A 20,999-nucleotide genomic window follows, 5' to 3' on the forward strand; every position below is an offset into this window, starting at 1 on the left:
CGTCGCCCTGCTTACTGCGCGTTGTGAAGCAACTGCAATTTAAATAACAGTTTCTCGGCCTCCGTGAGACCGGGTGGAGTGAGCGATGTTTCCCAGGTTCCGTACATCGGATTCGGAAGGAGAAACCACGACCTTCCCCACCGATGGTCGTGTTGTCCGGCCAGTGCGATTCGATGCCCCGGCTTGTCCCGTGCCCCATCGACAAAATCTCCCAGATCGTCCCCGATGAGGAGCAGGATCCGGTACCGCTCGGCCAAGTAGCGTCTCCGGTTCGATTTGTTCGGCGGCCATCGAAAGGGCGGTTCACCTTCGAGCAGCAGGGTATCGAGATCGGTCGGAAGGGGAATGCCGAGTTTCTCGAGGTTGCGCCTGGTTGAGGATTCCTGGTGAGCCCTGCGGTTCGAGACGAAGAACACCGTGACGCCTTTCTTTCGAGCCTCGGCGATAAATTCCAGGGCTCCCGGCATCGCCTGCGCGGAGGCTTCCTGTACCCATTGTTCCCACATCGGCTGGTTGAAAGTGGTGCGCTGTGCCATCAATCGTGCCTCGAAGGGGCTGTTGTCCAGCACGGTTTCGTCGAGATCCAGGATCACGGCGGGAGGCAGGTGTTGAAAGTCTCCGGTCTGTTCGAGACTGGCCGTTGAGCGCCTGTCGATCAACGCGCGGTCCAGCGCGTCCCCCGCTTGTCGATAGGTCATGACACTAAGGACGTGGTATTCAGCAGACGTGTGCATCCAGAGCAGGCTGTGCAGCAGTTCATGACTGTCCCGCACTTCCGAACAGCCTCCGCATAATAGGAGGAGGATAAGGAAGAAGGACCAGGACCGATGCGGTCTGAACGCTGCCGTGGTAGCTCCTCGTGATATGTGCGACATCTCTGAATCCTCTGCCATAGGCATGCGGTGCTCCGTTGTCGTGATGGAGACGATTGCGAATACGTAGATGGAGTTGACCCGTTCATCACCCGTGCGAGCGTGCATTCTACGCGTGGAGAATCGAGCGGTCTATCCCGTGGATGCATGGCCAGGTTCGGCGTCCTGTGTTATAAGAGCGCGCGATGCTGGCCGGTGTCGCGGACTGTATCTAAAACTACCGGTGACTGTATCGAATCGCATACAGGAACAGGGAGAAGGGTGGCCATGTGCGATTGAAGCCCCACGTCCTTGCAACCCGGTGCATTCAGAACATTGACATCGAGCGGGGTTTGTCGATGATGTCTCGTTCTGATACATGGGTTGGCATCGTGCACATCGGATGGTACGAATGGTGCACATTTACGTAGAAAGGCGTTTTATTCCTACCGGTCGTTCATCGACCGAACATCGATACGCTTTTCGCAGCAAAGGGTGAGTCGGATGAAGGACTTCATCAGAATCCTCTTGGTCACTTCGGACAATGAGTATCAGGCCTGGTTCGATGAGGCTCACCTTGTACACGTGTTGCAACGTGTCTTGCCCGGAGTGACCATAGAGTTCGACCGGGTCTCGAATCCTTCCGTACCCTGTCCTCGCTCCCCGCACGTGCTGCTGCTTGACCATCAGCCTGCGGCGCCTTCATCGACACAGCGGCTTGCCGATGTGGCCGGCCGTTGGCCGGACGTGCCGATACTAGGGTTGTTTGCGGCGGAGCATGGCCGCCGGCCACAGTTCGTGAACGGAGTTCCGACGGAGTTGAACGACTTTGTGTTGTGCCCGGTGGATGGAGACGAGTTGGCCCTGCGAATCGGGCGAATCTTCATCGCCGGGCGGAGTTCAACACCCTATGGAATGGGTCGGTCCCAGCGCGTGAGGATCGATTCACTTGTGGGGGAGAGCTTGATCTTTCAGGCACAGGTTGAAAAAATTCCTCTCTTTGCCGATGTAGATGCGACGGTGCTGCTGCAGGGTGAAACCGGGACTGGGAAGGAAGTGTTTGCTCGCGCAATTCACTATTCCAGCGCCAGGAAGGACCATGCGTTCATTCCGATCAATTGTGCGGCACTGCCCGATCAGTTGTTTGAAAATGAACTGTTCGGGCATGCGAAGGGCGCCTATACGAGCGCGGCCAGCGAACAGGGCGGGCTCGTCCTCGAGGCCGAGGGCGGGACGTTGTTCCTCGACGAGGTCGATGCGCTGAACCCGTACGCTCAGGCGAAGCTGCTGCGCTTCGTGCAATACCGGGAGTATCGGCCGTTGGGCTGTTCGCGCACGAAGCTCGCGAACGTGCGGATCATCGCGGCATCCAATCACGATCTCCGGCAAGCCGTGACGGAGCGGCAGTTTCGCGAGGATCTCTTCCACCGGCTCAATGTGTTGTCGATGGTGGTGCCGCCTTTGCGGGAGCGTGTGGAAGACATTCCGTTGCTGGCCAACCGGTTTCTCCAGCGCTTCCGGCGAACGGATGGACAAGGCCCGCGACGGTTGTCCGACGAGGCCATCCGGAAATTGATCGCGTATGCCTGGCCGGGGAATGTGCGGGAGTTGGAGAGTACGCTCCAACGGGCCGTCGTCATGTGCGGGTGCGCGACGATTCAGGCGCAGGATATCGAGTGTGCGGGGGAGGCATCCAAAACCCTCTGTCTGGACGGCTCGCTTCGCGCGGCGAAAACCTCCGCGACCATGGACGTCGAGCGGGCCTATCTCGTGAAAACGCTGGTGACCTTCCGGGGAAATGTGACGCATGCGGCCAAAGCGGCGGGCAAAGAACGCCGCAGTTTTCAACGACTCCTTCGAAAATACGGGATCGATCGCGAAGCGTATCAGAACGATCCGACCGATCCCTCGCGCGATTGTCCGTCGCCCTTCCAGACACCGTTCGACGGCCGCGCCTGAGTTCCTCACCACCGCGGCAGTTTTGCCGCACAGATCATCGCCTTGATTTTCAAGCCTGTTTAAAAGTTTGCATCGTCTCAATACTGCGGCAATATTGCCGCGCCATCCCGTTGCACCTGTTCGATTCCCTTTAAAACGCAGGAAACGGGATTCTCCCTAATGGCATTGCTCTTGCTCACTCACGCAGGAGTGCCGTGATGAAGTGAGGCTCCGGGGATCAGGCCGGATGGAAGAGCACGATGCAGAGTTCAGGCGCAGTATTCTCGACTACCTGGTTCATCATCCTGGCGCGAAAGACACGCAGAAAGGGGTGCTGAATTGGTGGATCGCTGCACCGTGCCTGGATGAAGGCGCCGAACGTCTCGCGATCGAGGCGTTGGAGAAGCTGGTTGCGCAAGGCTGGGTCCTGAAACGGGACACGTCGAATCAGCCGATCTATAGCCTGAATCATGCGCACCTGAAGGAGATACGAACATTTCTGACACAGGACGGAAACGAGAGGTGAACGTCCTAAGCCGAGGAGGATCAGCATGCCAGTGCAACCAACCTATCCGGGTGTGTACATCGAGGAGCTGCCGAGCGGGGTGCGCACGATCACCGGAGTCGCCACGTCGATCACAGGGTTTGTAGGCAAGGCCGTGCGCGGCCCGGCCGATCAACCGGTGACGATCACGAGTTTTGCGGATTACGAGCGGGTCTTCGGCGGGCTGCATCGCGATATGACCTTGAGCTATGCCGTGCGTGATTTTTTTCTGAACGGCGGCGGGCAAGCCGTGATCGTGCGTCTTTACAAGGCCACCGCGGGAAGTGCTGCGAAGGCGACCTTTGAAGTGCCGAACCTGACGCTGCAGGCTGCATCGGAAGGCGCGTGGGGCATGCTGGTTCGCGCGCGGGTTGAGAAAAAGGCTTCGACCGATCCGAATCTGATCGCCGTCGCTACCCGGCTTGGCGTGCAACCGGCCGATCTGTTCGACTTGATTGTGCGCGACGGCAGCACCGGCATCACGGAAACCTTTCTCAACCTCACCACCAAGGACAGCGCGCGGCGCGCCGATCGCGTGCTGGCGGCCGAGTCGAGTTTCGTCCGTGTCACGGCCGCGTTGCCATCGAACTCGTCGCCGTCCGCCCATGCCGGCAGTCTGGCCGACGCTGACGTCTGGACGGCCGGCACGAAGTCCACGGCCGCGAAGAATGCCGCTCCGGCAGACATTGCCGTCGATAGCGCCGTGCTCGATGCGGCCGCGTACAAAGGAAGCCAAACCGGTAAAACCGGACTCTATCAGCTGGAAAAAGTCGATCTCTTCAACCTGCTCTGTATCCTGCCCGACGCGCGCGGCGGGGATGTGCCGGATGACGTGTATCAGGAGGCGCTCAGCTACTGTGTCAAGCGGCGGGCCATGCTGATCGTCGATCCGAAGGCGGCTTGGGCGACGGTGAGCGCCGCACAGTCGGGAGTCCCCGGGATGAATCTGAACGGCGACATGGCGCGTAACGCGGCGATCTACTTTCCTCGCATCAAGCAGGCCGATTCACAGCTCGGGGGGCAAGTGGAGACCTTCGTGCCCTGTGGTGTGATTGCCGGCGTGATGGCGAGAACGGACAGCCGACGCGGAGTGTGGAAGGCGCCGGCGGGGCTCGACGCCTCGTTGAGCGGCGTGGCCGGTCTGCAGCTCGATATGACGGATGCGGAGAACGGTCTCCTGAATCCGCTGGGTATCAACTGTCTCCGGACATTCCCGGTCCACGGTCGAGTGGTATGGGGTTCCCGGACCATGCGGGGTGCGGATGCGGCGGCGGATGAGTACAAGTATGTGCCGGTTCGTCGGCTGGCCCTGTTCCTCGAAGAAAGCCTCTATCGCGGCACGCAGTGGGTGGTGTTCGAACCGAACGATGAGCCCCTCTGGGCGCAGATCAGGCTGAACCTGGGCGCGTTCATGCACAACCTGTTTCGGCAGGGTGCATTTCAGGGCACCGCTCCGCGGGACGCCTACTTCGTGAAGTGCGACAAGGAAACGACCACACAAAACGATATCAATCTCGGCATCGTCAACATCGTCGTCGGATTCGCTCCGCTCAAACCTGCAGAGTTCGTCATCATCAAGCTCCAGCAGATGGCCGGCCAGATCGCGACCTAGGAGGAGGAAAACATGGCGCAGTTTACCGTCAACACGCATCGGTTCGATCCCTACAAGAATTTCAAGTTCCGGGTGAAATGGGACGGGCGTTACGTCGCGGGGGTCAGCAAGGTCGGTTCCTTGAAACGTTCCACCGAAGTGGTCGAGCACCGCGAGGGCGGGGACCCCAGCACCAGCCGCAAGTCCCCCGGCCGCACCAAGTATGAAGCCATTACGCTGGAGCGGGGGGTGACCCACGACACCGCCTTCGAGCAATGGGCGAACAAGGTCTGGAACTTCGGGTCCGGGTTGGGCGCAGAAGTGTCGCTCAAGGATTTCCGGAAAGACATCATCATCGAGTTGTACAACGAGGCGGGACAACTGGCCATTGCCTACAAGGTCTTCCGTTGTTGGGTGTCGGAATATCAGTCTCAGCCCGACCTCGATGCCAATGCCAACGCCGTGGCGATACAGACGCTCAAACTCGAAAACGAAGGCTGGGAACGCGACTACGAAGTGACAGAACCGTCGGAGCCGACCTTTACGGAGCCGTGACGATGGCGCACAGATCTCAGTCAGGACTCTCCGCAGCGGCGCTCATCGACATCTGGGAGCAGGGGGCCGGCCGGCATCCCCTCGACCGGGCGTTGTTGCTGTTGCGGTATGCCTGTCCCGACGAGCCGTTCGAAACCCTGTGCGAGTGGACGATGGGGGAGCGCGATAGGCGGTTGTTGGAGTCCCGTCGAAACACCTTCGGCGATCGCATCGACGGGTATGCAGAATGTCCTGCCTGCTGCAACGGACTCGAATTCGAACTGTCCTGCGAGGGTATATCAGGATCGGCATCGACGACGGGTGCGACCTGGCACAGGGTGGAGCAGGCAAGGCGCTCGTGGAACATGCGCGGGCCGAACAGCCGGGATCTTGCCGCCGCCGCGGCCGCCCCGGACTTAGATCGGGCGCGCCGCGTGATTCTCTCGCGTTGCCTGCGCAGCGGAACCGACACGGTGGATGAATCTGAATGGACGGACGAATTGCAGGCGGCTCTGGCGGCACGGCTGAGCGAGGTCGATCCGTTGGCCGAAATCCTCATCGACTTGAGATGCGCTGCCTGCGGGCACGCATGGCAGAGCGTCTTCGATATCGCGGAGTTTTTCTGGAATGAGATTTATGTGCGAAGCAGGCGGGTGTTGCAGGAAATTGATCTGCTGGCGCGCACCTATGGCTGGACGGAAGGTGAAATCCTGGGCATGACCGATCAACGGCGCAGCCTGTATGTAGGGATGGCACTCTCATGAGCGATTTTCTGACCCGACTCGTCCAGCGACAGACCGGCACGCTTGCCACGATTCAACCGCGTACCCGTTCTATGTTTGACCCCGCGATGAAACAGCCGGATCAGCCGATATCTGATCTTCCGGTGATCGACCGAGTGGCCTCGTCTGATGCGCCGCGCCAACCGGCCGAAGCGCCGCGCCATTCGATTGCTTCGATGCATCCGGTGCCGACCGCTTTCCATGTGCAACGACGCATCGAAGCCCCTGTCGAGGGGCCGTCTGTCGCTCTGCCGGAAACAGGCGCGCGCGCGGCGGAGTCGTCGCACGAATCGCCCCGCGTCAAGGCGACGGCTGTTCCACGTACCGCCCCGGGGGAAGGGACGACGGTATCCCTGCGCAATCAGATCCTGGAATCGAACCGGTATGCAGCGCGGTTGTTCCCCAGCAACAATGCAAGGCCGGAGGAACGGCTCAGTGAGGCGCCGGCTTGGCTAGAGAGAGCGGTCGTACCTCCGCCACGGTTGATCGAGGCGCAACAGGCGACGCCGATGGCGGCACGCGTCACTCTGCCTTCGTTGCTATCCACGGGACAGCAGGGGCAACGCGGTGACGCTGCAGGGGCAACGTCTCCAGAACCTCCCGTTCATGTGACGATCGGACGGATCGAGGTCACCGCCCTGCCCCCGTCCTCGCCACCCGGGCGGAAATCTTCCGCACGTCCTCCATCGATGTCGTTGGCGGACTATTTGGCTCGCCGCCAGGGGAGGGGCGCGTGAGCAGCGCGTTGGCCATTGCCGGAGTCACAGCCGTGCTTCGAGACCTCCTCAACGACGGCTTGATCAACCACAACGTCAGCGGCCTGCTCGGGAGTACCGTGACGGTGAGCGCCGTCCCGCCGGATCGGGTGGTTCCCGCCAATGGCGCTGAAAGCACCCAGCTGAATCTCTTCCTCCATCAAGTCACGTTCAATACGGGCTGGCGGAATCATGCGTTACCGTCCCGCGATGGATCAGGAGCCCACCGGCTCAGCAATCCGCCGCTGGCCCTGGATCTTCACTACCTCGTCAGCGCCTACAGCGCCGAGGAATTGGGGAGTGAAATCCTGCTCGGGTACGCGATGCAACTGCTGCATGAGACTCCGGTATTGGATCGGAAGGCCATCACGACCGCGCTGAATCCTTCTCCGCCGGTAGAGACGACGTTGCCGCCGGCCTTGCGGGCCCTGGCCGAATGTGGCCTGGCGGATCAAGTGGAACAGATCAAGCTGGTGCCGGATCCCCTCAGCACCGAAGAGATGTCCAAACTCTGGACCGCCGTGCAATCCCATTACCGGCCCACCGCGGCCTATGTGGCGACTGTAGTGTTGATCGAGTCCTCGAAGCCGACGAAGCCGACATTGCCGGTGCTCACCCGCGGGCCCGTCGATCCGGTGACGAAACGGGAGCGAGGCGTGGTGGTCCAGGCCGATCTCCTGCCGCCGTTTCCGACCATCCAGACGGTGCAGGCGATCGATGGGCAACCGGCCGTCGCGGTGGGGGCGACCGTCGAACTGACCGGACATCACCTGAATGGCACCAATCGAACCGTGGTGTTTTCGAATGCTCGATTCGACCTCGTTCTCGAAGTGGCGGCCTTGGCCGGCGACTCGGCCTCGCAACTGCAAGTGATCGTGCCGCCCTCGTTGGCCGTCGGTTTCTACCAGGTGTCGGTGCGACTCGTTCGTCCGACGGAGACCGAGGCACGAATCAGCAACCAGCTGGGGCTGATCGTCGGTCCTCTCATCACGGCTGCGCTTCCCCTGACGGTGCCCAGAGATGGAGGCGGCAGGGCGACCATCACGCTGGGCTGTGCGCCGGACGTTCGAGCCGGACAATCGGTCTCGCTCTTGCTCGGCAGCCGGGAGGTCCTGGCTGAACCGTGGTCCAGTCCGGCGAACTCCTTTACGTTCATCCTCGAACAGGCGCCGGTCGGTGATCATTTGGCGCGGTTGCGCGTGGACGGGATCGACAGTCCGTTGATCGATCGTGCGGCCGAACCGCCGGTGTTCTTCAACTATCGGGTGACGATCACATGAGCGACCGCGTGGCGTATGACACTTGGGTTCATGCCAACCAACGATGTTTGGTGGCTGAGTTCGACCGTCTGAAAGCCAGGCTCGCCGGTGGGCAGTCTGCGAAGACCGCCGGCCACACTAACGACGAGATCGATGCGGATGGACCGGCCCCTGCCGCCATTGATGTCCTCACTACGCTGTTCGGCCTCAGCCGCTTCGAACGCGATGTGCTGTTGCTCTGCGCAGGTGTCGAAATGAATTCGGAGTTGGCGCGTGTCTGCGGCGAGGCGCTGGCGTCCGGCCATCGGCCGTCCGTCACCTTCGGCTTGGCCCTGGCTGCCCTCGAGGCGCCGCATTGGAGCGCGTTGACCCCGGTCGGGCCGTTGCGCCGCTGGAGGCTCGTGGAACTGGATGAGAGTCCGGGCGTGGCGAATGCGCGCCTCCGTATCGACGAGCGCGTGTTGCACTATCTGGCAGGCGTGAATTATCTCGATCCACGGTTGCGCCCTCTCCTGCGTATCAGACAACCGGGTGAATTGCTGGCCGTCGCCCATCGACAGACCGCCGCGACAATTCTCTCCGCGGTCGAAGCCGGCCGATCCTCGTCGGGCCTCGTTCTCCTGACGGGCGACGATCTGCAAGGCCAGGGAGATGTGGCGGCCTCCGTGGCATCGGAACTCGGCCTGCAGCTGTATGTGCTTCCTGCGGCGCTCGTGCCGGCCAGCGCCTCGGAGATCGAGGCGCTGGCGGTGTTATGGCAGCGAGAATCGTTTCTGCTTCATGCGGCGTTGCTGGTGGAGTGCGCGGAGCATGAGGTGCCGAAACAGGCGGGTAGCTTCGTCGACCAACTCGGCGGTCTGGTGTTCGTGATCGGCCAGGAGTTGCCCTCGCTCGCGCGGCCGGCAGTTCCACAGGTCGTGAACCGGCCTCAGGCGGTGGAGCAGCGGGCCCTGTGGGAGCAGGCGCTTGGTCAGGATGCCGCGCTGGTCAATGGCTCGCTCGACGGAGTCTCCTGGCAGTTTCGCCTGAGTGCCGGCACGATCGCGACCACGGGCGCGCAGGTACGCAAACGACTGGCAGGGGACGAGCGACCGGAGGGACTGCTCTGGCGTGCCTGCCGGACGGCAGGCCGGTCCAAACTCGATGACCTCGCGCAACGGATCGAGCCGGTCGCCGATTGGGAGGCGCTGATCGTGTCGGTGCCGCAACAGACGACTCTGCGGGCAATGGCGGCCCAGGTACGGCATCGGTTGACCGTGTATCAGGACTGGGGGTTCGGCAGTCACGGTACGAGGGGGCTCGGCATTACGGCCCTCTTCGCCGGCGAGAGCGGAACCGGAAAGACCATGGCGGCCGAAGTGTTGGCCAACGAGCTGAATCTCGATCTCTACCGCATCGACCTCTCGGCCGTCGTCAGCAAGTACATCGGCGAGACGGAACGAAATCTGCGGCGCCTGTTTGATGCGGCGGATGAAAGCGGAGCCATTCTCCTGTTCGACGAAGCCGACGCGCTGTTCGGCAAACGGAGCGAGGTGAAGGACAGCCACGATCGCTACGCTAACATTGAAGTGAGTTATTTGCTCCAGCGCATGGAGGCCTATCGGGGGTTGGCGATCCTGACCACAAATATGAAGGCGTCGCTCGACCAGGCCTTTCACCGGCGGTTGCGCTTTGTGGTCCACTTTCCCTTTCCGGATGCCGCGCAGCGGGAATCCATTTGGCGCACCATGTTTCCAGCATCGGCACCGGTCGAAGGGCTCGATTACACCAAGCTGGCGCGGCTGCACATGGCCGGCGGGAACATCAGGAACATCGCCCTCAACGCCGCCTTCCTCGCGGCGCAGGCCAGGCAGCCGCTGCGCATGGGACATCTCCTGCAGGCGGCACAGAGCGAGGCGGCAAAGCGGGACCGGCCCCTGTCGGATGCAGAGACCCGGGGGTGGGTATGAGACGCGTGATCGTGACGATCGATCGCCTGACGTTGAAGGGCGTGCGCCATGAAGACCGCCATGCCGTCGCCCAGGGGTTGCAGGAACAGCTGACGGCGCTGTTCGCGGAACCAGGCATGGCGGAGCGGCTTGTGAGCCTGGGCGATGTTCCGCGCCTGCGGGTCGATTCGATCTCCACCACGGGCGAGGCGACTCCACGACAGGTGGGTAGTGATGCGGCCGACGGGATTGGAAAGGTCATGGAGCGATGAGTGCAACGGCCACCGTTCAATCCGCCGCCAAGGCTCCGGGTAGCGCGCCGTCCGGCTCGCTCATCCAGCGACAATGCGCGTGCGGCGGATCGGCAGGATTGAGCGGTGAGTGCGAGGAATGCAGGAGTCGAAAATTGTTGGGGAGGCCGCTACAGAAGAAGCTTGTGATCGGCAACGCTGAGGATGAGTTCGAACAGGAAGCCGACCACGTGGCAGCCCAGGTGATGCGCATGCCGCACCCTCACGCGACGACAGAGGCGGAACAGCGTGAGCCGGCGCCGATCGTGCGACGCCGGGTGGACGGTTTTGATGGAACAGGCGCGGGACCGGCCCCCCCGATCGTGCAGGAGGTGCTCGCGTTGCCGGGTCGTCCGCTGGATGGAGCCACCAGGGCATTCTTCGAACCACGGTTCGGACATGACTTCGGGCAGGTCCGGGTGCATCACGACGACGAGGCGGCACGGTCTGCGGATGCGGTGACGGCCCTGGCCTACACGAGCGGCCGCCATATCGTATTCGCGCGGGGGCAGTACGCGCCCCACGGAAACGGCGGGCGGCAACTCCTGGCCCATGAACTCGCGCATGTGATCCAGCAAGGCGGGACCCAGGCGGCCTCGACGATTCACCGTCAATGCGTCACAGGGAGGGCCTGTACCCAGCCGATCTCCGGTGACCCCGGGCGGTTCAATGCCTCGGAATACGCGGCGGAAGAGTCCGACCGCACCGCGCGCGCAGAGGAAGCCAGGCGAGATCCAGGGGCGGTCGTAGCTTCCGGACATGGGAGCCGTGCCATGCATGTCGAGGCCTTCGCCGCCGCTGAGGGTATCGATCTCTCTGCCTTCTACGGCGTCCTCATCGATCGCGACATGGGTGCGTCTACCGGGGCAGCCGCAGGGCCCTGCGCGAGCCTCGCTGGAGCCGTACCGCCTTTCGCCGGCCCTCGTGATGCCTACTGTATGTTCGTACCTGAGGACATGGAGCGGCTGACCGGGGAGGCAGCGGCTTCTCCCCCGCCGCGCCTGGTCGGAGGGTATCCACGCGCGGCCTGGCTTCAATGGGTACGGGAAATGCTCGTCCACGAGGCCCAGCATATCCGGTACGACACCACCGCTCATCCGGACTTGGGCGGATCCTGTACACGCTCGACCCCGCTGTATCGGGCCGCCAACGGAACCGAATACCCCCTCGACTTTTACTTGAGCGAACTGAGCGCCATTCTGGCCGAGTTCGAACCGACTTTTGCTTCGGTTCGCCGACGTAGCCCTGCAGGCGACTACGGAGCCTTACTCGACAACTTGCAATCCGCCTACCACGACGCCCTGTTCAGTCAATACGAGAGCATCACCGGTATCCTCACGACGTTGCGATGCCACTGCGATTGTGCGGATGCGGATGCCTTTGTGCGCGACACGTTCGAGTTCACCAGCACCGGTTGGTCCGACACCACCCGCGGAATCTTTTTGGACTTCATCCAGTCCCGCATGCCGATTTTGCAGTGGCCGGATTCGGGAGCGTCAGGCGCAACGCGATGATAACTCGAACCTTCACAGGTGAACCGAATCGAGTTCTCCGGGGGCAAACCGGTCTCACGGGTGGCCGTCTCCTGCGCCACGGCAGCATCGGCGACGTGTGTGAGCAGGAGGCCGATCGGGTCGCCCGGGAGGTGATGTCACTACCGGGAGTCCGCGGTCAGGTCACAGCACAATCGTCGACTCCACCCGTGATTCAACGCCATCTGAGTGGATCGGAAGGGGCAAAAGGGGGCGCTGCGCAACCGATCCTGCAGGAGGTGCTGGCCTCACCCGGACAACCACTGGACGGGGCCACGCGCGCCTTCTTCGAACCGCGGTTTGGTCACGATTTTGGGAATGTGCGGGTCCATGCCGACGAGCGTGCCGCGGAATCGGCCCGTGTCGTGCATGCCTCCGCCTATACGGTGGGCCGCGATATCGTCTTCGCTTCCGGACGCTACCACCAGTCGACCGGGGAAGGCCGGAGGCTCCTGGCTCACGAGTTGACCCATGTCGTGCAGCAAGGTTCGAGCGGCCCCCGGGAGATGCTGCAACGGAGTGGACCCTCTCAGTCGGGGAACGCAGATGAACAAACGCACCGTTCCCTTTCCGGGGGATTCGATGCCAGTCATGAGATCGTCATCAGCGGAGAACCCTTCAACCTCGTGTCGATCCCTGCCGCCGTGACTCCCGAGAGCCCGGCATGGCGATACCGCGACAGTGCGCAGGACTACCTCGGTGCCTATCCCAATCTAGGAAACGGTGTGTGGGCGCTCATCGTCAGACAGCGGGACGGGGTGCTGTGCGACATCGGTGGGAATTGCCTGGGTTGGGCGCTCGGCAACTACGGCCTCATAGATCCACCGGACCAGGTATGGGGGCTCGCACGGCAATATCTCGACTCGATAGGCCGATCGGTGCGAGAGCGCCGGTCTCCATTGGAGAGCTACATGCAGCAGGTGAAGAAAGGGCAATCCGAGGCGGGAGCCCTTTGGGATTACTACATGGCCACGCAGTTTCAAGCGGTGCCGACTGAGAGTGAGGGGGAAGCGAACCTGGCACTCTACGGCCGAGGATTCAGCGGCCCCATGGACGGGCCCTCTCATATTGCATTCCGCACTGCGGGTGGCGAGTTATGGGCGTCCAAGCCGAGTCCCTCGAAATCTCCCGTCCTGCATGAAACGGCCGCCCAGATGACCGGCGGGCAAACTGGTGAGGTCTTCCGACTGTATGCACGGACAACAGGCCCCATGAGCCATGTCGTAGTACGTGAACGGCAGGCCCAGGTGAACCCATGACCACGCGCAGTCTCCCGGTCATGCCGAGCCCGATGATGCGACGGCACTCAGCGGTTTCCCTCTCGCCCATGGTGCAGCGCCAATGTGCCTGCGGCGGGTCGGCCGTTCTAGCCGGGAACTGCGAGGAATGCCGGATGAAGTCATCCCTTGGTCAGTCCATGCAGCTCAAGCCGGTGGTCAGCCAGCCGGGTGACGAATACGAGCGGGAGGCCGATCGGGTGGCCGATCACGTGATGCACCGACCGGTGAGATCCACCGTGCCGGTTGCACAGCCGCGAGTAGTCGGTTCAGGCGGCTCGGCGACCTTGACGGCCCCTCCCGTCGTGCAGGAAGTGCTGGGGGCGCCGGGTCAACCGCTCGACCTCGCGACGCGCGCCTTTTTTGAGCCTCGTTTCGGACATGACTTCAGTCATGTCCGGGTCCATGCGGACGACAAGGCCGGCGTATCGGCGCGAGCGATCGATGCCCAAGCGTACACGGCCGGGCACAACATCGTCTTCGGTGCCGGGCGATTCGCTCCCGGGACGCAAGCGGGTCGCCAGTTGATGGCTCATGAACTCACGCATGTTGTGCAGCAGCATTCCACGAGGCAAGCGGCGGGGGCAGTTTCCGCAGCCGCGCCGGTTGCGAGAAAGCCGACCGAGGCCGAAGGCCCGGAGTTCACCCGAGCGGGCTGGGCGGCCGTGAACAGGCTGGGCATCGTCTACCAGGAAAGCGGGGTGAATCTTCGTGACGAGGCAGGCACTGCGGGATCGCCCCTCGCCAGACTGCCGCAGAATACCAAAGTTCACGTCCTCAGCCGCAACCCCCACAGTCATTGGTTAGCAGTGAGCGTGGTCGGCGATGCGTTCGACAAGAGCTGCGGGCGGGCCGGTCATGTCGGCACGTTCGGATACGTCTCCGATGACTACGTGTGGTGGAAGACGCCGCTTCCCGACACCGAGGCGGTCCTCTACTCGGTTCAAGGGAAAGACCCGTTAAGCAAGGTGGTGCAGAACCACTGCCAATACAAGGCTTATCCCATCAAGGTGGGGGATGATGCCCGGTCGCTGGCCATGGCGGTGTACCTCGCGAGCCAGGGCAACCCGGAGACCACAAAGGGCGTCCGGATCAACGAACAGAAATTCAAGAAGGCACAGGAAGGCGTCGACCTGATCGAACGGATCGATCCCTATCGAGCAGGGACACAAGACCTCTTCGATTCGATCGAGTTGGTTGCGGGAGAACGGATCTGGCTGCCGGGCATCAGCTATGTGGAACAGTTGAAACAGGCAGACATCCTGCCGTCCCGTCCCGATTGGATGAACAGCGCGGTTGAAACGGGGAAAGGGATCGCCGGCTTTTCGGTGGGCGTGGTGGAAGGCTTCGTGCAGTCGGTCCTCGACGTGTTCATCGGGGTCTACGATATTGTGTCCGGTACCTTCAACGGCATGCTGAGCCTGGTGAACGGCGAGATGCTCAAGGCCGCCTCCGACCTGATCGCCCTGATCAAGGAGATGTCAGCGGACGATGTCAAACAGTTGGCCGGGGAGTTGTTGACGGCAATCGGCGGCCTCCTGTCGAAATCCGTCGAGGATTTTCTGTATCGCTGGATGAAGGATCCCGATCCCTACCGCAAATGGCATTTTCGAGGGGCGGTCATCGGGTACATCCTGGCTGAAGTCGCGATGGCCGTCTTTACCGCCGCGATCGCCAACGTGGTCAAGTGGGTGGGCAAACTGGGCAAGGTCGGGGGCAAACTAGCCAAGATCATCGAAGGCCTGCTTGTCAAACTGGAAAAACTCGTGCCCGATCGCAAGACGCCCGAGCGGAAGCTCGACAAGCCTGATGGGGCAGACGGGCGGGAAAAGTCCGCTCAATTGCCGTTCGCGCTGGGCGCGGCGCGAGCCATCGCCGAAGCGCACGATGCGAGGGACAGCGCTGTTCCGACCCTCCTCGCGTCGCTGGTGCCGCTCAAGAAAAAGTATCGCTGGATCAAACAATTCAGCGCCAAGCGAAAGGCGCAGTCCGGTCATTACGAAATCGTCATGCATGCCAGTAGCCACACGGTTGACGATGACTATACGACCGAGATCGAGGTGACCGACCGGGATCTTCAAGATCAGATCACGACTCAAAAAATTCCCCTCTTTGCCGCGAAAGAGTGGGGCACATATTCCTATAGCGGAAGACAGCTCGGCATTGTGGATACATTGGAAGGCGGACCACAGGCCTGGTACATCAGAACCGGCAAGGGCGGAACGGCGGGGCCGGGGGGGCCGGGCAAGGGCGATCCGTCGCGTTTCGAGGGGATTGCTGTGTTGGAGGAACTCAATCACTACAACAAGCGACCCATTCCAGGCAGAGCCACCGGTGAGTGGATGATCAAGCCCTCCGGCGGACGGTTGGGCGCACCGGGGAGTCCTGCGGAACAGGCCAACAGCAGCCTGTCTGCCTGGTTGAAGAGTCAGCCCTTGCCGAAGGCGGGGCCGGATACGACGGACGTGAAGCTGTTGAACGACTGGCTGCGCAAACACGGCGTTACATTGGGAGGAAGGTACAGGGTAGGGGATGAGGTGATCTTGTTATCTCCCACGAATCTGACGTCTATGCCGAACAACACTGAATACGAGCTCGTCAACGGAATCATCCATAAACGCAAGTTCTGCCGAATCAAGGACATACCGTAGGGAACATGAGGGCACAGATCGTTCACCCGAGCATCGGTGGGGAAGTCGAGGGAGGAGGCCATCCAGGCTTTTTGCAGCGGGCCTGCGCCTGCGGCGGGTCGGGTGGGTTGTCGGGCACCTGCGAGGAATGTGAGAAGAAAAAATTGACCGGCGTGTCGGTGCAGGCGAAGTTACGCATCAATGAGCCAGGCGATGAGTACGAGCAGGAGGCCGACCAGGTGGCGGACCAGGTGATGCGAACGCCCATCGATGAGGCCGCTTCCAGCCAAGGGACTTCGGAGCGACTTGTTCAACGGCGCCTCTCCGGAGAAGGTGGGTTGTTGAGTCGTGCCGCCGGCGAAGAACCGGCACCGGTCGGGGAGCCGCCAGGAGCTGACGGAGCGGCGCCGAAAGATGGTGCGCCCGACGAGGGCGGCAGCCGTTGCCCGAGCTGGCGTCGTGATCCGGAGAGCATCAGCAAACGGGCGGCGGAAACCTATGTGCAGCACGATATCACGCCGACTTCACAGGCGAGGGTGGAGAAAATCACCTGCGAGCCGCCGGTCGCCAACGGCAACTATGGATGTTTCGTGCATTTCAGCGACGGGCTGGTGGTCAGGGTCATCGTCCGCGCAACCGATATCGTGGTCGGCATGGGACCAGGACAAATCTCCACAGAAACCCCGCCGGCCGCGACACCCCTGTGTTTTTACGATTACCACTGTCCGGACGGGTTTCTCGTCCTCACCAAACGAGAATGCAAAAGCGCCAAGTCGTCGGCGCCGCATCCGCCGGGCGCGCCTTCGGCGACGGTGCAGCGCCGAGTGGCCTCCGGCCCGTCCGGTCCGGTCGGTGCGCCGCCATCGGTGCAGGACGTGTTGGGGGCTCCCGGGCGGCAGCTGGATCGACCGACAAGGAGTTTTTTTGAGTCCCGGTTCGGGTACGACTTCGGGCAGGTCAGGGTACATGCCGATGCCAAGGCCGCTGAGTCGGCACGTTCGGTCCATGCCCTGGCCTATACCGTGGGACGGGATGTGGTGTTCGGGGCCGGGCAGTATGCACCGGATACGACCGCAGGGCGGCGGCTCCTCGCCCATGAACTGACTCATGTGATTCAGCAAGGCGGCCGGCCTGCGTCCACCATCCAACGGCACAAGGATGATCTGGTCGGCTACACAGGTGGGCAGAGCGGCCGTGTCATCGTGTTGAATGCCGGAACTCCCAGCTATGTCGCACCGGCGGTGTCGGGTCATCCAGGCCATGGCGAGAATGAGCCCAGTGTCGGGCCCATTCCGACCGGCACCTATGCCATTCAACCGCAGGTTACCAGGGCCGCCGTCTCCAACCTTCAAAGCGGCGTGTGCGGGGCGAATGCAATTGCCAGCGGCTACCAGGAGATCACCAGCACCGACAAGAGTCCCTGCGACGGTGCGCACTACTGCAACGTGCCCTGTGCCACGGCCGACAACCCGGCGCAGCAGTGTTATACGCCTCAGGATTGCTGGGGGCCGATGAGGATCAAGATCCAGGGGTCGAAGACCGTTACCACGCCGGAGGGGGTGCGAAAACGGCGGGACGGGTTCTACCTGCACGGCGGCAATCCGCGCGACGCCGTCAGCAGCGGGTGCGTCAAGACACTCGACAACGGCGTCTTTTCCGAGATCCGCAAACTCACGGGAGTGAAGGGAACGGTACCTTTTTGCGTCGGCACCGCCTGTCCGAAGGATCTCGAAGGGAAGGGAGTCATGTTCCAGGTGTCGCAGGCCGTGATCCGCGCGGTGGCCACGGGCAGCGGGATGGTCAGACCGTGAACGCCGTTGGAACGGACCGTGGAATCGCACAGATGGCGGGGACGACGATGAGACGAAAGGCCGGTTGATGATGAGCAGCTTTCCCGGTTCTCCCAAATTGCTGAAGGGCGGCATTGTCCTGATCGATCCTGCCACGGCGCAGGTGCTGCGGATCATCGCGTTGCAATACAACCCGGAGTCCCTGAGCCGCACGCTGCAAGTGCAGGGTGCCGGCGAGGGAGGGGACCGTTCGGAGGCGTTGCGACTGAAAGGGCCGGCGGTGGAGACGATCAAGCTCGAGGCGGAAATCGATGCGACGGACGAGATGGAACAGGGGGGGGCGGTCGTCGGTGAGGCGGGGATTGCCCCCCAATTGGCCGCATTGGAGACCTTGCTTTATCCGAGTTCGGGACAATTGACGACGAACCACACCCTGTCCAGTTTCGGCACCCTGGAAATTCTTCCGATGGAAACGGCGTTGCCGCTGTTCGTGTTTGGACAGAACCGCGTCATTCCGGTTCGGGTCACCGAGTTCAGCGTGACCGAAGAGGCGTTCGACCCCAATTTGAATCCGATTCGAGCGAAGGTCAGCCTCGGCATGAGGGTGCTGTCCATCGACGACGTGGGTTTTACGCACAAGGCGGGCAGTTTGTTCATGAGTTATCTCCAGCAGAAGGAAGGCCTGCGCGCGAAGGCCCAGGGCGGTCACCTGGGGGCCCTCGGTCTCACGGGCATTTCTTGAGAGCGGGCCAGGACGAGAGGAGGGAGCAGAGATGAGCGATCCGTTACAGGCCTTACTCGACAGCGCACTGAAGGCCAATTCCTTTCCGCCCACCAGCCGCTATTACAACGTGAAGACCGCCTCGCTGCTCACCGCCGACGGCACCATGTTGGTGTACTTGCGGCGACGCTTCGTTCCGGGGAGCGAGCGATTCACCGTGGTGCAGCAACATCGGGTGTCGGCAGGGGAGCGGCTGGACCATTTGGCGGCGACCTATGTGGGCGATCCGGAGCAGTATTGGCGGTTGTGCGACGCGAACGACGCGGTGCGGCCCGACGAACTCACGGAGACCTTGAACCGCGCCATCGACATTGCACTGCCGGAAGGAACGACAGGAGTGCCCGGTGCTTAAAGGCATTCACCTGACATTGCTCGCCGGGCCGGTGGTGCCTTTTCCGGTGCCTCAGCCGGTCCTGGAGGCGTTGACCGAGGTCGAAGTGACGAGCGCCACCGGAACCGCCGGAGGGTTCCAACTGCGGTTCACGATCCAGAATAAGTCGCCGTTGCAGCAGGCCTTCCTGGTCGCGGCGACTCAAATGCCGCTTATGCGCGTGATCCTGGTGGCGACGATCAACCTCATTCCCCACGTGCTGATGGACGGGGTGATCACCACCCAGGAAATCAGCTCCGGCGAACAGCCGGGCGAGTCGACGCTCACGATCACCGGCGAGGACCTGACCAAGGTCATGGATCTGCAGGCATTCGACGGTCTGCCTTATCCGGCCATGCCCGACAATGTGCGCGTGATGACGATCCTGGCAAAGTATGCGGTCTTCGGTATGATTCCGCTCGTGATCCCGCCCATCGCCTTCGATGTGCCGATTCCGACGATGCGGATTCCCTCTCAGCAAGGCACCGACCTCAACTACATCCTCGAGCTGGCCAGGAAATCCGGGTATGTCTTTTATGTTGAGCCGGGACCGGCGCCGGGCACCAATACTGCCTATTGGGGCCCACAGATCAAGGTGGGAATTCCGCAGCCGGCGCTGAATGTCGATATGGACTTCGATCGCAACGTGGAGTCGCTCAACTTCCAATTTAACTCGAGCAAAAAGGATCTGCCGATCGTGATGATTCACAACGCGCTGACGAAGATGCCCATACCCATCCCGATTCCCGACATCAACCCCTTGCAACCGCCGCTGGGTCTGGTCGGACCGCCGGTGACCAAACTGACGATGCTCAAGGCGACAGGGAAACTCTCCCCGCCCGAAGCACTCAGTGAGGGGCTGACCGCGGCGAGTGAGTCGATGGAGGCGGTGACCGGCAGCGGGTCGCTCGATGTGGGTCGGTACGGCCGGCTCCTGAAGGCGCGCGGCCTGGTGGGGGTACGCGGCGCAGGCCTGGCCTTTGACGGTCTGTACTATGTGGACAACGTGACCACGACCATCAAACGCGGATCCTGCAAGCAGAACTTTCGCCTCACGCGCAACGGGCTCGTCTCCATCACGCCCATGGTGCCGGTATGAATGACGCACAACAATACTACGGCAAGTATCGCGGCACGGTTCTGAACAATATCGATCCCATGCAGATGGGGCGGCTACAAGTTCAGGTGCCGGATGTGGCGGGATTGATTCCGACGTCGTGGGCCATGCCCTGCTTTCCCGCCAGCGGCAAACAGATGGGAGTCTACATGCTGCCGCAGATCGGCGCGGGGGTCTGGGTGGAGTTCGAGCAGGGGAATCCGGACTATCCGATCTGGAGCGGCTGCTGGTACGGCAGCGTGGCCGAGGTTCCGGCTCTGGGGTTGGCGGGCATTCCGGTCAGCCCCAACATGGTGATTCAGACGGCGGCTCAAAATGCCATCGTGATCAGCGACGTGCCGGGTCCGACCGGCGGCATTATGCTCAAGAGCGCGACCGGCGCCACGCTGATCGTCAACGACACCGGCATTTATATCCAGAACGGTAAAGGCGCCATGGTCACCCTGGTGGGGCCGGCGGTGACGATCAACAATGGCGCGCTCACCATCGTCTAGCATGATGCTGAAAACGCCTGCCAGCGGCGTTCTCGTTGCGTTCGGGCCCTCAACGTACCGCAAGCGGGCCTTCACTGACTGCGGCCTTGCTGGACAGCCGTTTTGAGCATCATGCGGAAGGATGTCCAGCTTCCGGCCGGAAGCGAATCATCGTGGCCTGTGTGAGTGCATAGTTTCGTGCGGCCTGCGAACCATTCAGGGAGGGTGAGCCAATGCCAGGATTCTTACTACATCTCGGGGCGACGGTCCTGTGCAGTCACGCCGGGCAGGCGACGCCGGTGGCGCCGAATCCGCGCGTGCTCGTGAGCGGGCAACCGACCGTAGCGATGACCAGTCTCTATGCCGTCGCCGGCTGCACCTTGCCGCCGCCTACCGCGGCAAACGGCCCCTGCGTCACGGCGCAATACACCACAGGGGCTACCAGGATCACCAGCAACGGTGTGCCGCTGCTGCTGATCGATAGTCAAGCGATCTGCACGCCTTCAGGGACGCCGTTGATTGCGACCGTCACGCAAACCAGGGTTACGGGAGTCTGA

At 62.1% G+C, this 20,999-nt stretch carries 19 protein-coding genes; 18 read left to right on the plus strand and 1 reads right to left on the minus strand.

Annotation, left to right across the window (positions count from 1 at the left end):
• Nucleotides 1–11 precede the first annotated feature (11 nt).
• Nucleotides 12–773 carry a hypothetical protein gene (locus H8K11_13025; protein MCS6264669.1) on the minus strand — a complete coding sequence of 254 codons (762 nt, stop codon included), beginning with the start codon at nucleotides 771–773 and terminating at the stop codon, nucleotides 12–14.
• Between the two features lie 582 nt (nucleotides 774–1,355).
• Here H8K11_13025 and H8K11_13030 point away from each other — a divergent pair.
• The 18 genes from H8K11_13030 to H8K11_13115 all read left to right on the plus strand — a co-directional run bounded on the left by H8K11_13030 (nucleotide 1,356) and on the right by H8K11_13115 (nucleotide 20,999).
• Nucleotides 1,356–2,810: a sigma-54-dependent Fis family transcriptional regulator gene (locus tag H8K11_13030; GenBank protein MCS6264670.1), complete on the plus strand. Its 1,455-nt coding sequence runs from the start codon at nucleotides 1,356–1,358 to the stop codon at nucleotides 2,808–2,810.
• A gap of 226 nt (nucleotides 2,811–3,036) precedes the next feature.
• Nucleotides 3,037–3,315, plus strand: a complete 279-nt coding sequence (locus H8K11_13035) for a hypothetical protein (protein MCS6264671.1) — start codon at nucleotides 3,037–3,039, stop codon at nucleotides 3,313–3,315.
• A gap of 25 nt (nucleotides 3,316–3,340) precedes the next feature.
• Complete coding sequence (locus tag H8K11_13040) at nucleotides 3,341–4,945, plus strand: phage tail sheath family protein (GenBank protein ID MCS6264672.1); 1,605 nt, start codon at nucleotides 3,341–3,343, stop codon at nucleotides 4,943–4,945.
• A 12-nt stretch (nucleotides 4,946–4,957) separates the two neighbouring features.
• Nucleotides 4,958–5,479: a phage tail protein gene (locus tag H8K11_13045; protein MCS6264673.1), complete on the plus strand. Its 522-nt coding sequence runs from the start codon at nucleotides 4,958–4,960 to the stop codon at nucleotides 5,477–5,479.
• A 2-nt stretch (nucleotides 5,480–5,481) separates the two neighbouring features.
• Nucleotides 5,482–6,222 (plus strand): phage baseplate protein, encoded by a 741-nt coding sequence (locus H8K11_13050; protein ID MCS6264674.1) that lies wholly within the window; start codon nucleotides 5,482–5,484, stop codon nucleotides 6,220–6,222.
• Nucleotides 6,219–6,977 carry a hypothetical protein gene (locus H8K11_13055; protein ID MCS6264675.1) on the plus strand — a complete coding sequence of 253 codons (759 nt, stop codon included), beginning with the start codon at nucleotides 6,219–6,221 and terminating at the stop codon, nucleotides 6,975–6,977. Before H8K11_13050 ends, H8K11_13055 begins: the two co-directional genes overlap by 4 nt.
• On the plus strand, nucleotides 6,974–8,275 hold the full coding sequence (locus H8K11_13060; protein ID MCS6264676.1) for a DUF4255 domain-containing protein: 1,302 nt from the start codon (nucleotides 6,974–6,976) through the stop codon (nucleotides 8,273–8,275). The genes H8K11_13055 and H8K11_13060 overlap by 4 nt, the downstream gene beginning before the upstream one ends.
• Complete coding sequence (locus tag H8K11_13065) at nucleotides 8,272–10,203, plus strand: ATP-binding protein (protein ID MCS6264677.1); 1,932 nt, start codon at nucleotides 8,272–8,274, stop codon at nucleotides 10,201–10,203. The genes H8K11_13060 and H8K11_13065 overlap by 4 nt, the downstream gene beginning before the upstream one ends.
• Nucleotides 10,200–10,454 (plus strand): hypothetical protein, encoded by a 255-nt coding sequence (locus tag H8K11_13070; GenBank protein MCS6264678.1) that lies wholly within the window; start codon nucleotides 10,200–10,202, stop codon nucleotides 10,452–10,454. The genes H8K11_13065 and H8K11_13070 overlap by 4 nt, the downstream gene beginning before the upstream one ends.
• Before the next feature lie 224 nt (nucleotides 10,455–10,678).
• Entirely contained in the window at nucleotides 10,679–11,986 is a 1,308-nt protein-coding gene (locus H8K11_13075) for a DUF4157 domain-containing protein (protein MCS6264679.1), read from the plus strand.
• Between the two features lie 134 nt (nucleotides 11,987–12,120).
• Entirely contained in the window at nucleotides 12,121–13,263 is a 1,143-nt protein-coding gene (locus H8K11_13080; GenBank protein MCS6264680.1) for a DUF4157 domain-containing protein, read from the plus strand.
• 20 nt (nucleotides 13,264–13,283) lie between these two features.
• A complete protein-coding gene (locus H8K11_13085; protein ID MCS6264681.1) occupies nucleotides 13,284–15,932 on the plus strand; it encodes a DUF4157 domain-containing protein in 2,649 nt (882 codons plus the stop codon).
• A 632-nt stretch (nucleotides 15,933–16,564) separates the two neighbouring features.
• A complete protein-coding gene (locus tag H8K11_13090; protein MCS6264682.1) occupies nucleotides 16,565–17,722 on the plus strand; it encodes a DUF4157 domain-containing protein in 1,158 nt (385 codons plus the stop codon).
• A gap of 70 nt (nucleotides 17,723–17,792) precedes the next feature.
• The gene (locus H8K11_13095) at nucleotides 17,793–18,443 is read left to right on the plus strand and encodes a hypothetical protein (GenBank protein MCS6264683.1); all 651 of its coding nucleotides are present in this window, start codon (nucleotides 17,793–17,795) and stop codon (nucleotides 18,441–18,443) included.
• 31 nt (nucleotides 18,444–18,474) lie between these two features.
• Nucleotides 18,475–18,834 carry a LysM domain-containing protein gene (locus H8K11_13100; GenBank protein ID MCS6264684.1) on the plus strand — a complete coding sequence of 120 codons (360 nt, stop codon included), beginning with the start codon at nucleotides 18,475–18,477 and terminating at the stop codon, nucleotides 18,832–18,834.
• Nucleotides 18,827–19,951, plus strand: a complete 1,125-nt coding sequence (locus H8K11_13105) for a hypothetical protein (GenBank protein MCS6264685.1) — start codon at nucleotides 18,827–18,829, stop codon at nucleotides 19,949–19,951. The genes H8K11_13100 and H8K11_13105 overlap by 8 nt, the downstream gene beginning before the upstream one ends.
• Nucleotides 19,948–20,463: a baseplate assembly protein gene (locus H8K11_13110; protein ID MCS6264686.1), complete on the plus strand. Its 516-nt coding sequence runs from the start codon at nucleotides 19,948–19,950 to the stop codon at nucleotides 20,461–20,463. Before H8K11_13105 ends, H8K11_13110 begins: the two co-directional genes overlap by 4 nt.
• Nucleotides 20,464–20,675: 212 nt before the next feature.
• Nucleotides 20,676–20,999, plus strand: a complete 324-nt coding sequence (locus tag H8K11_13115) for a hypothetical protein (protein MCS6264687.1) — start codon at nucleotides 20,676–20,678, stop codon at nucleotides 20,997–20,999.

Source organism: Nitrospira sp. (assembly GCA_024998565.1).
Lineage (GTDB): Bacteria > Nitrospirota > Nitrospiria > Nitrospirales > Nitrospiraceae > Nitrospira_A.

Bases quoted from the DNA above. Each gene is read 5' to 3' on its own strand.
- H8K11_13030 (MCS6264670.1), top strand. From the start codon at position 1,356: ATGAAGGACTTCATCAGAATCCTCTTGGTCACTTCGGACAATGAGTAT.
- H8K11_13100 (MCS6264684.1), top strand. From the start codon at position 18,475: ATGAGCGATCCGTTACAGGCCTTACTCGACAGCGCACTGAAGGCCAAT.
- H8K11_13040 (MCS6264672.1), top strand. From the start codon at position 3,341: ATGCCAGTGCAACCAACCTATCCGGGTGTGTACATCGAGGAGCTGCCG.
- H8K11_13050 (MCS6264674.1), top strand. From the start codon at position 5,482: ATGGCGCACAGATCTCAGTCAGGACTCTCCGCAGCGGCGCTCATCGAC.
- H8K11_13095 (MCS6264683.1), top strand. From the start codon at position 17,793: ATGAGCAGCTTTCCCGGTTCTCCCAAATTGCTGAAGGGCGGCATTGTC.
- H8K11_13055 (MCS6264675.1), top strand. From the start codon at position 6,219: ATGAGCGATTTTCTGACCCGACTCGTCCAGCGACAGACCGGCACGCTT.
- H8K11_13070 (MCS6264678.1), top strand. From the start codon at position 10,200: ATGAGACGCGTGATCGTGACGATCGATCGCCTGACGTTGAAGGGCGTG.
- H8K11_13075 (MCS6264679.1), top strand. From the start codon at position 10,679: ATGCGCATGCCGCACCCTCACGCGACGACAGAGGCGGAACAGCGTGAG.
- H8K11_13035 (MCS6264671.1), top strand. From the start codon at position 3,037: ATGGAAGAGCACGATGCAGAGTTCAGGCGCAGTATTCTCGACTACCTG.
- H8K11_13065 (MCS6264677.1), top strand. From the start codon at position 8,272: ATGAGCGACCGCGTGGCGTATGACACTTGGGTTCATGCCAACCAACGA.
- H8K11_13110 (MCS6264686.1), top strand. From the start codon at position 19,948: ATGAATGACGCACAACAATACTACGGCAAGTATCGCGGCACGGTTCTG.
- H8K11_13045 (MCS6264673.1), top strand. From the start codon at position 4,958: ATGGCGCAGTTTACCGTCAACACGCATCGGTTCGATCCCTACAAGAAT.
- H8K11_13085 (MCS6264681.1), top strand. From the start codon at position 13,284: ATGCCGAGCCCGATGATGCGACGGCACTCAGCGGTTTCCCTCTCGCCC.
- H8K11_13115 (MCS6264687.1), top strand. From the start codon at position 20,676: ATGCCAGGATTCTTACTACATCTCGGGGCGACGGTCCTGTGCAGTCAC.
- H8K11_13090 (MCS6264682.1), top strand. From the start codon at position 16,565: ATGGGACCAGGACAAATCTCCACAGAAACCCCGCCGGCCGCGACACCC.
- H8K11_13080 (MCS6264680.1), top strand. From the start codon at position 12,121: ATGTCACTACCGGGAGTCCGCGGTCAGGTCACAGCACAATCGTCGACT.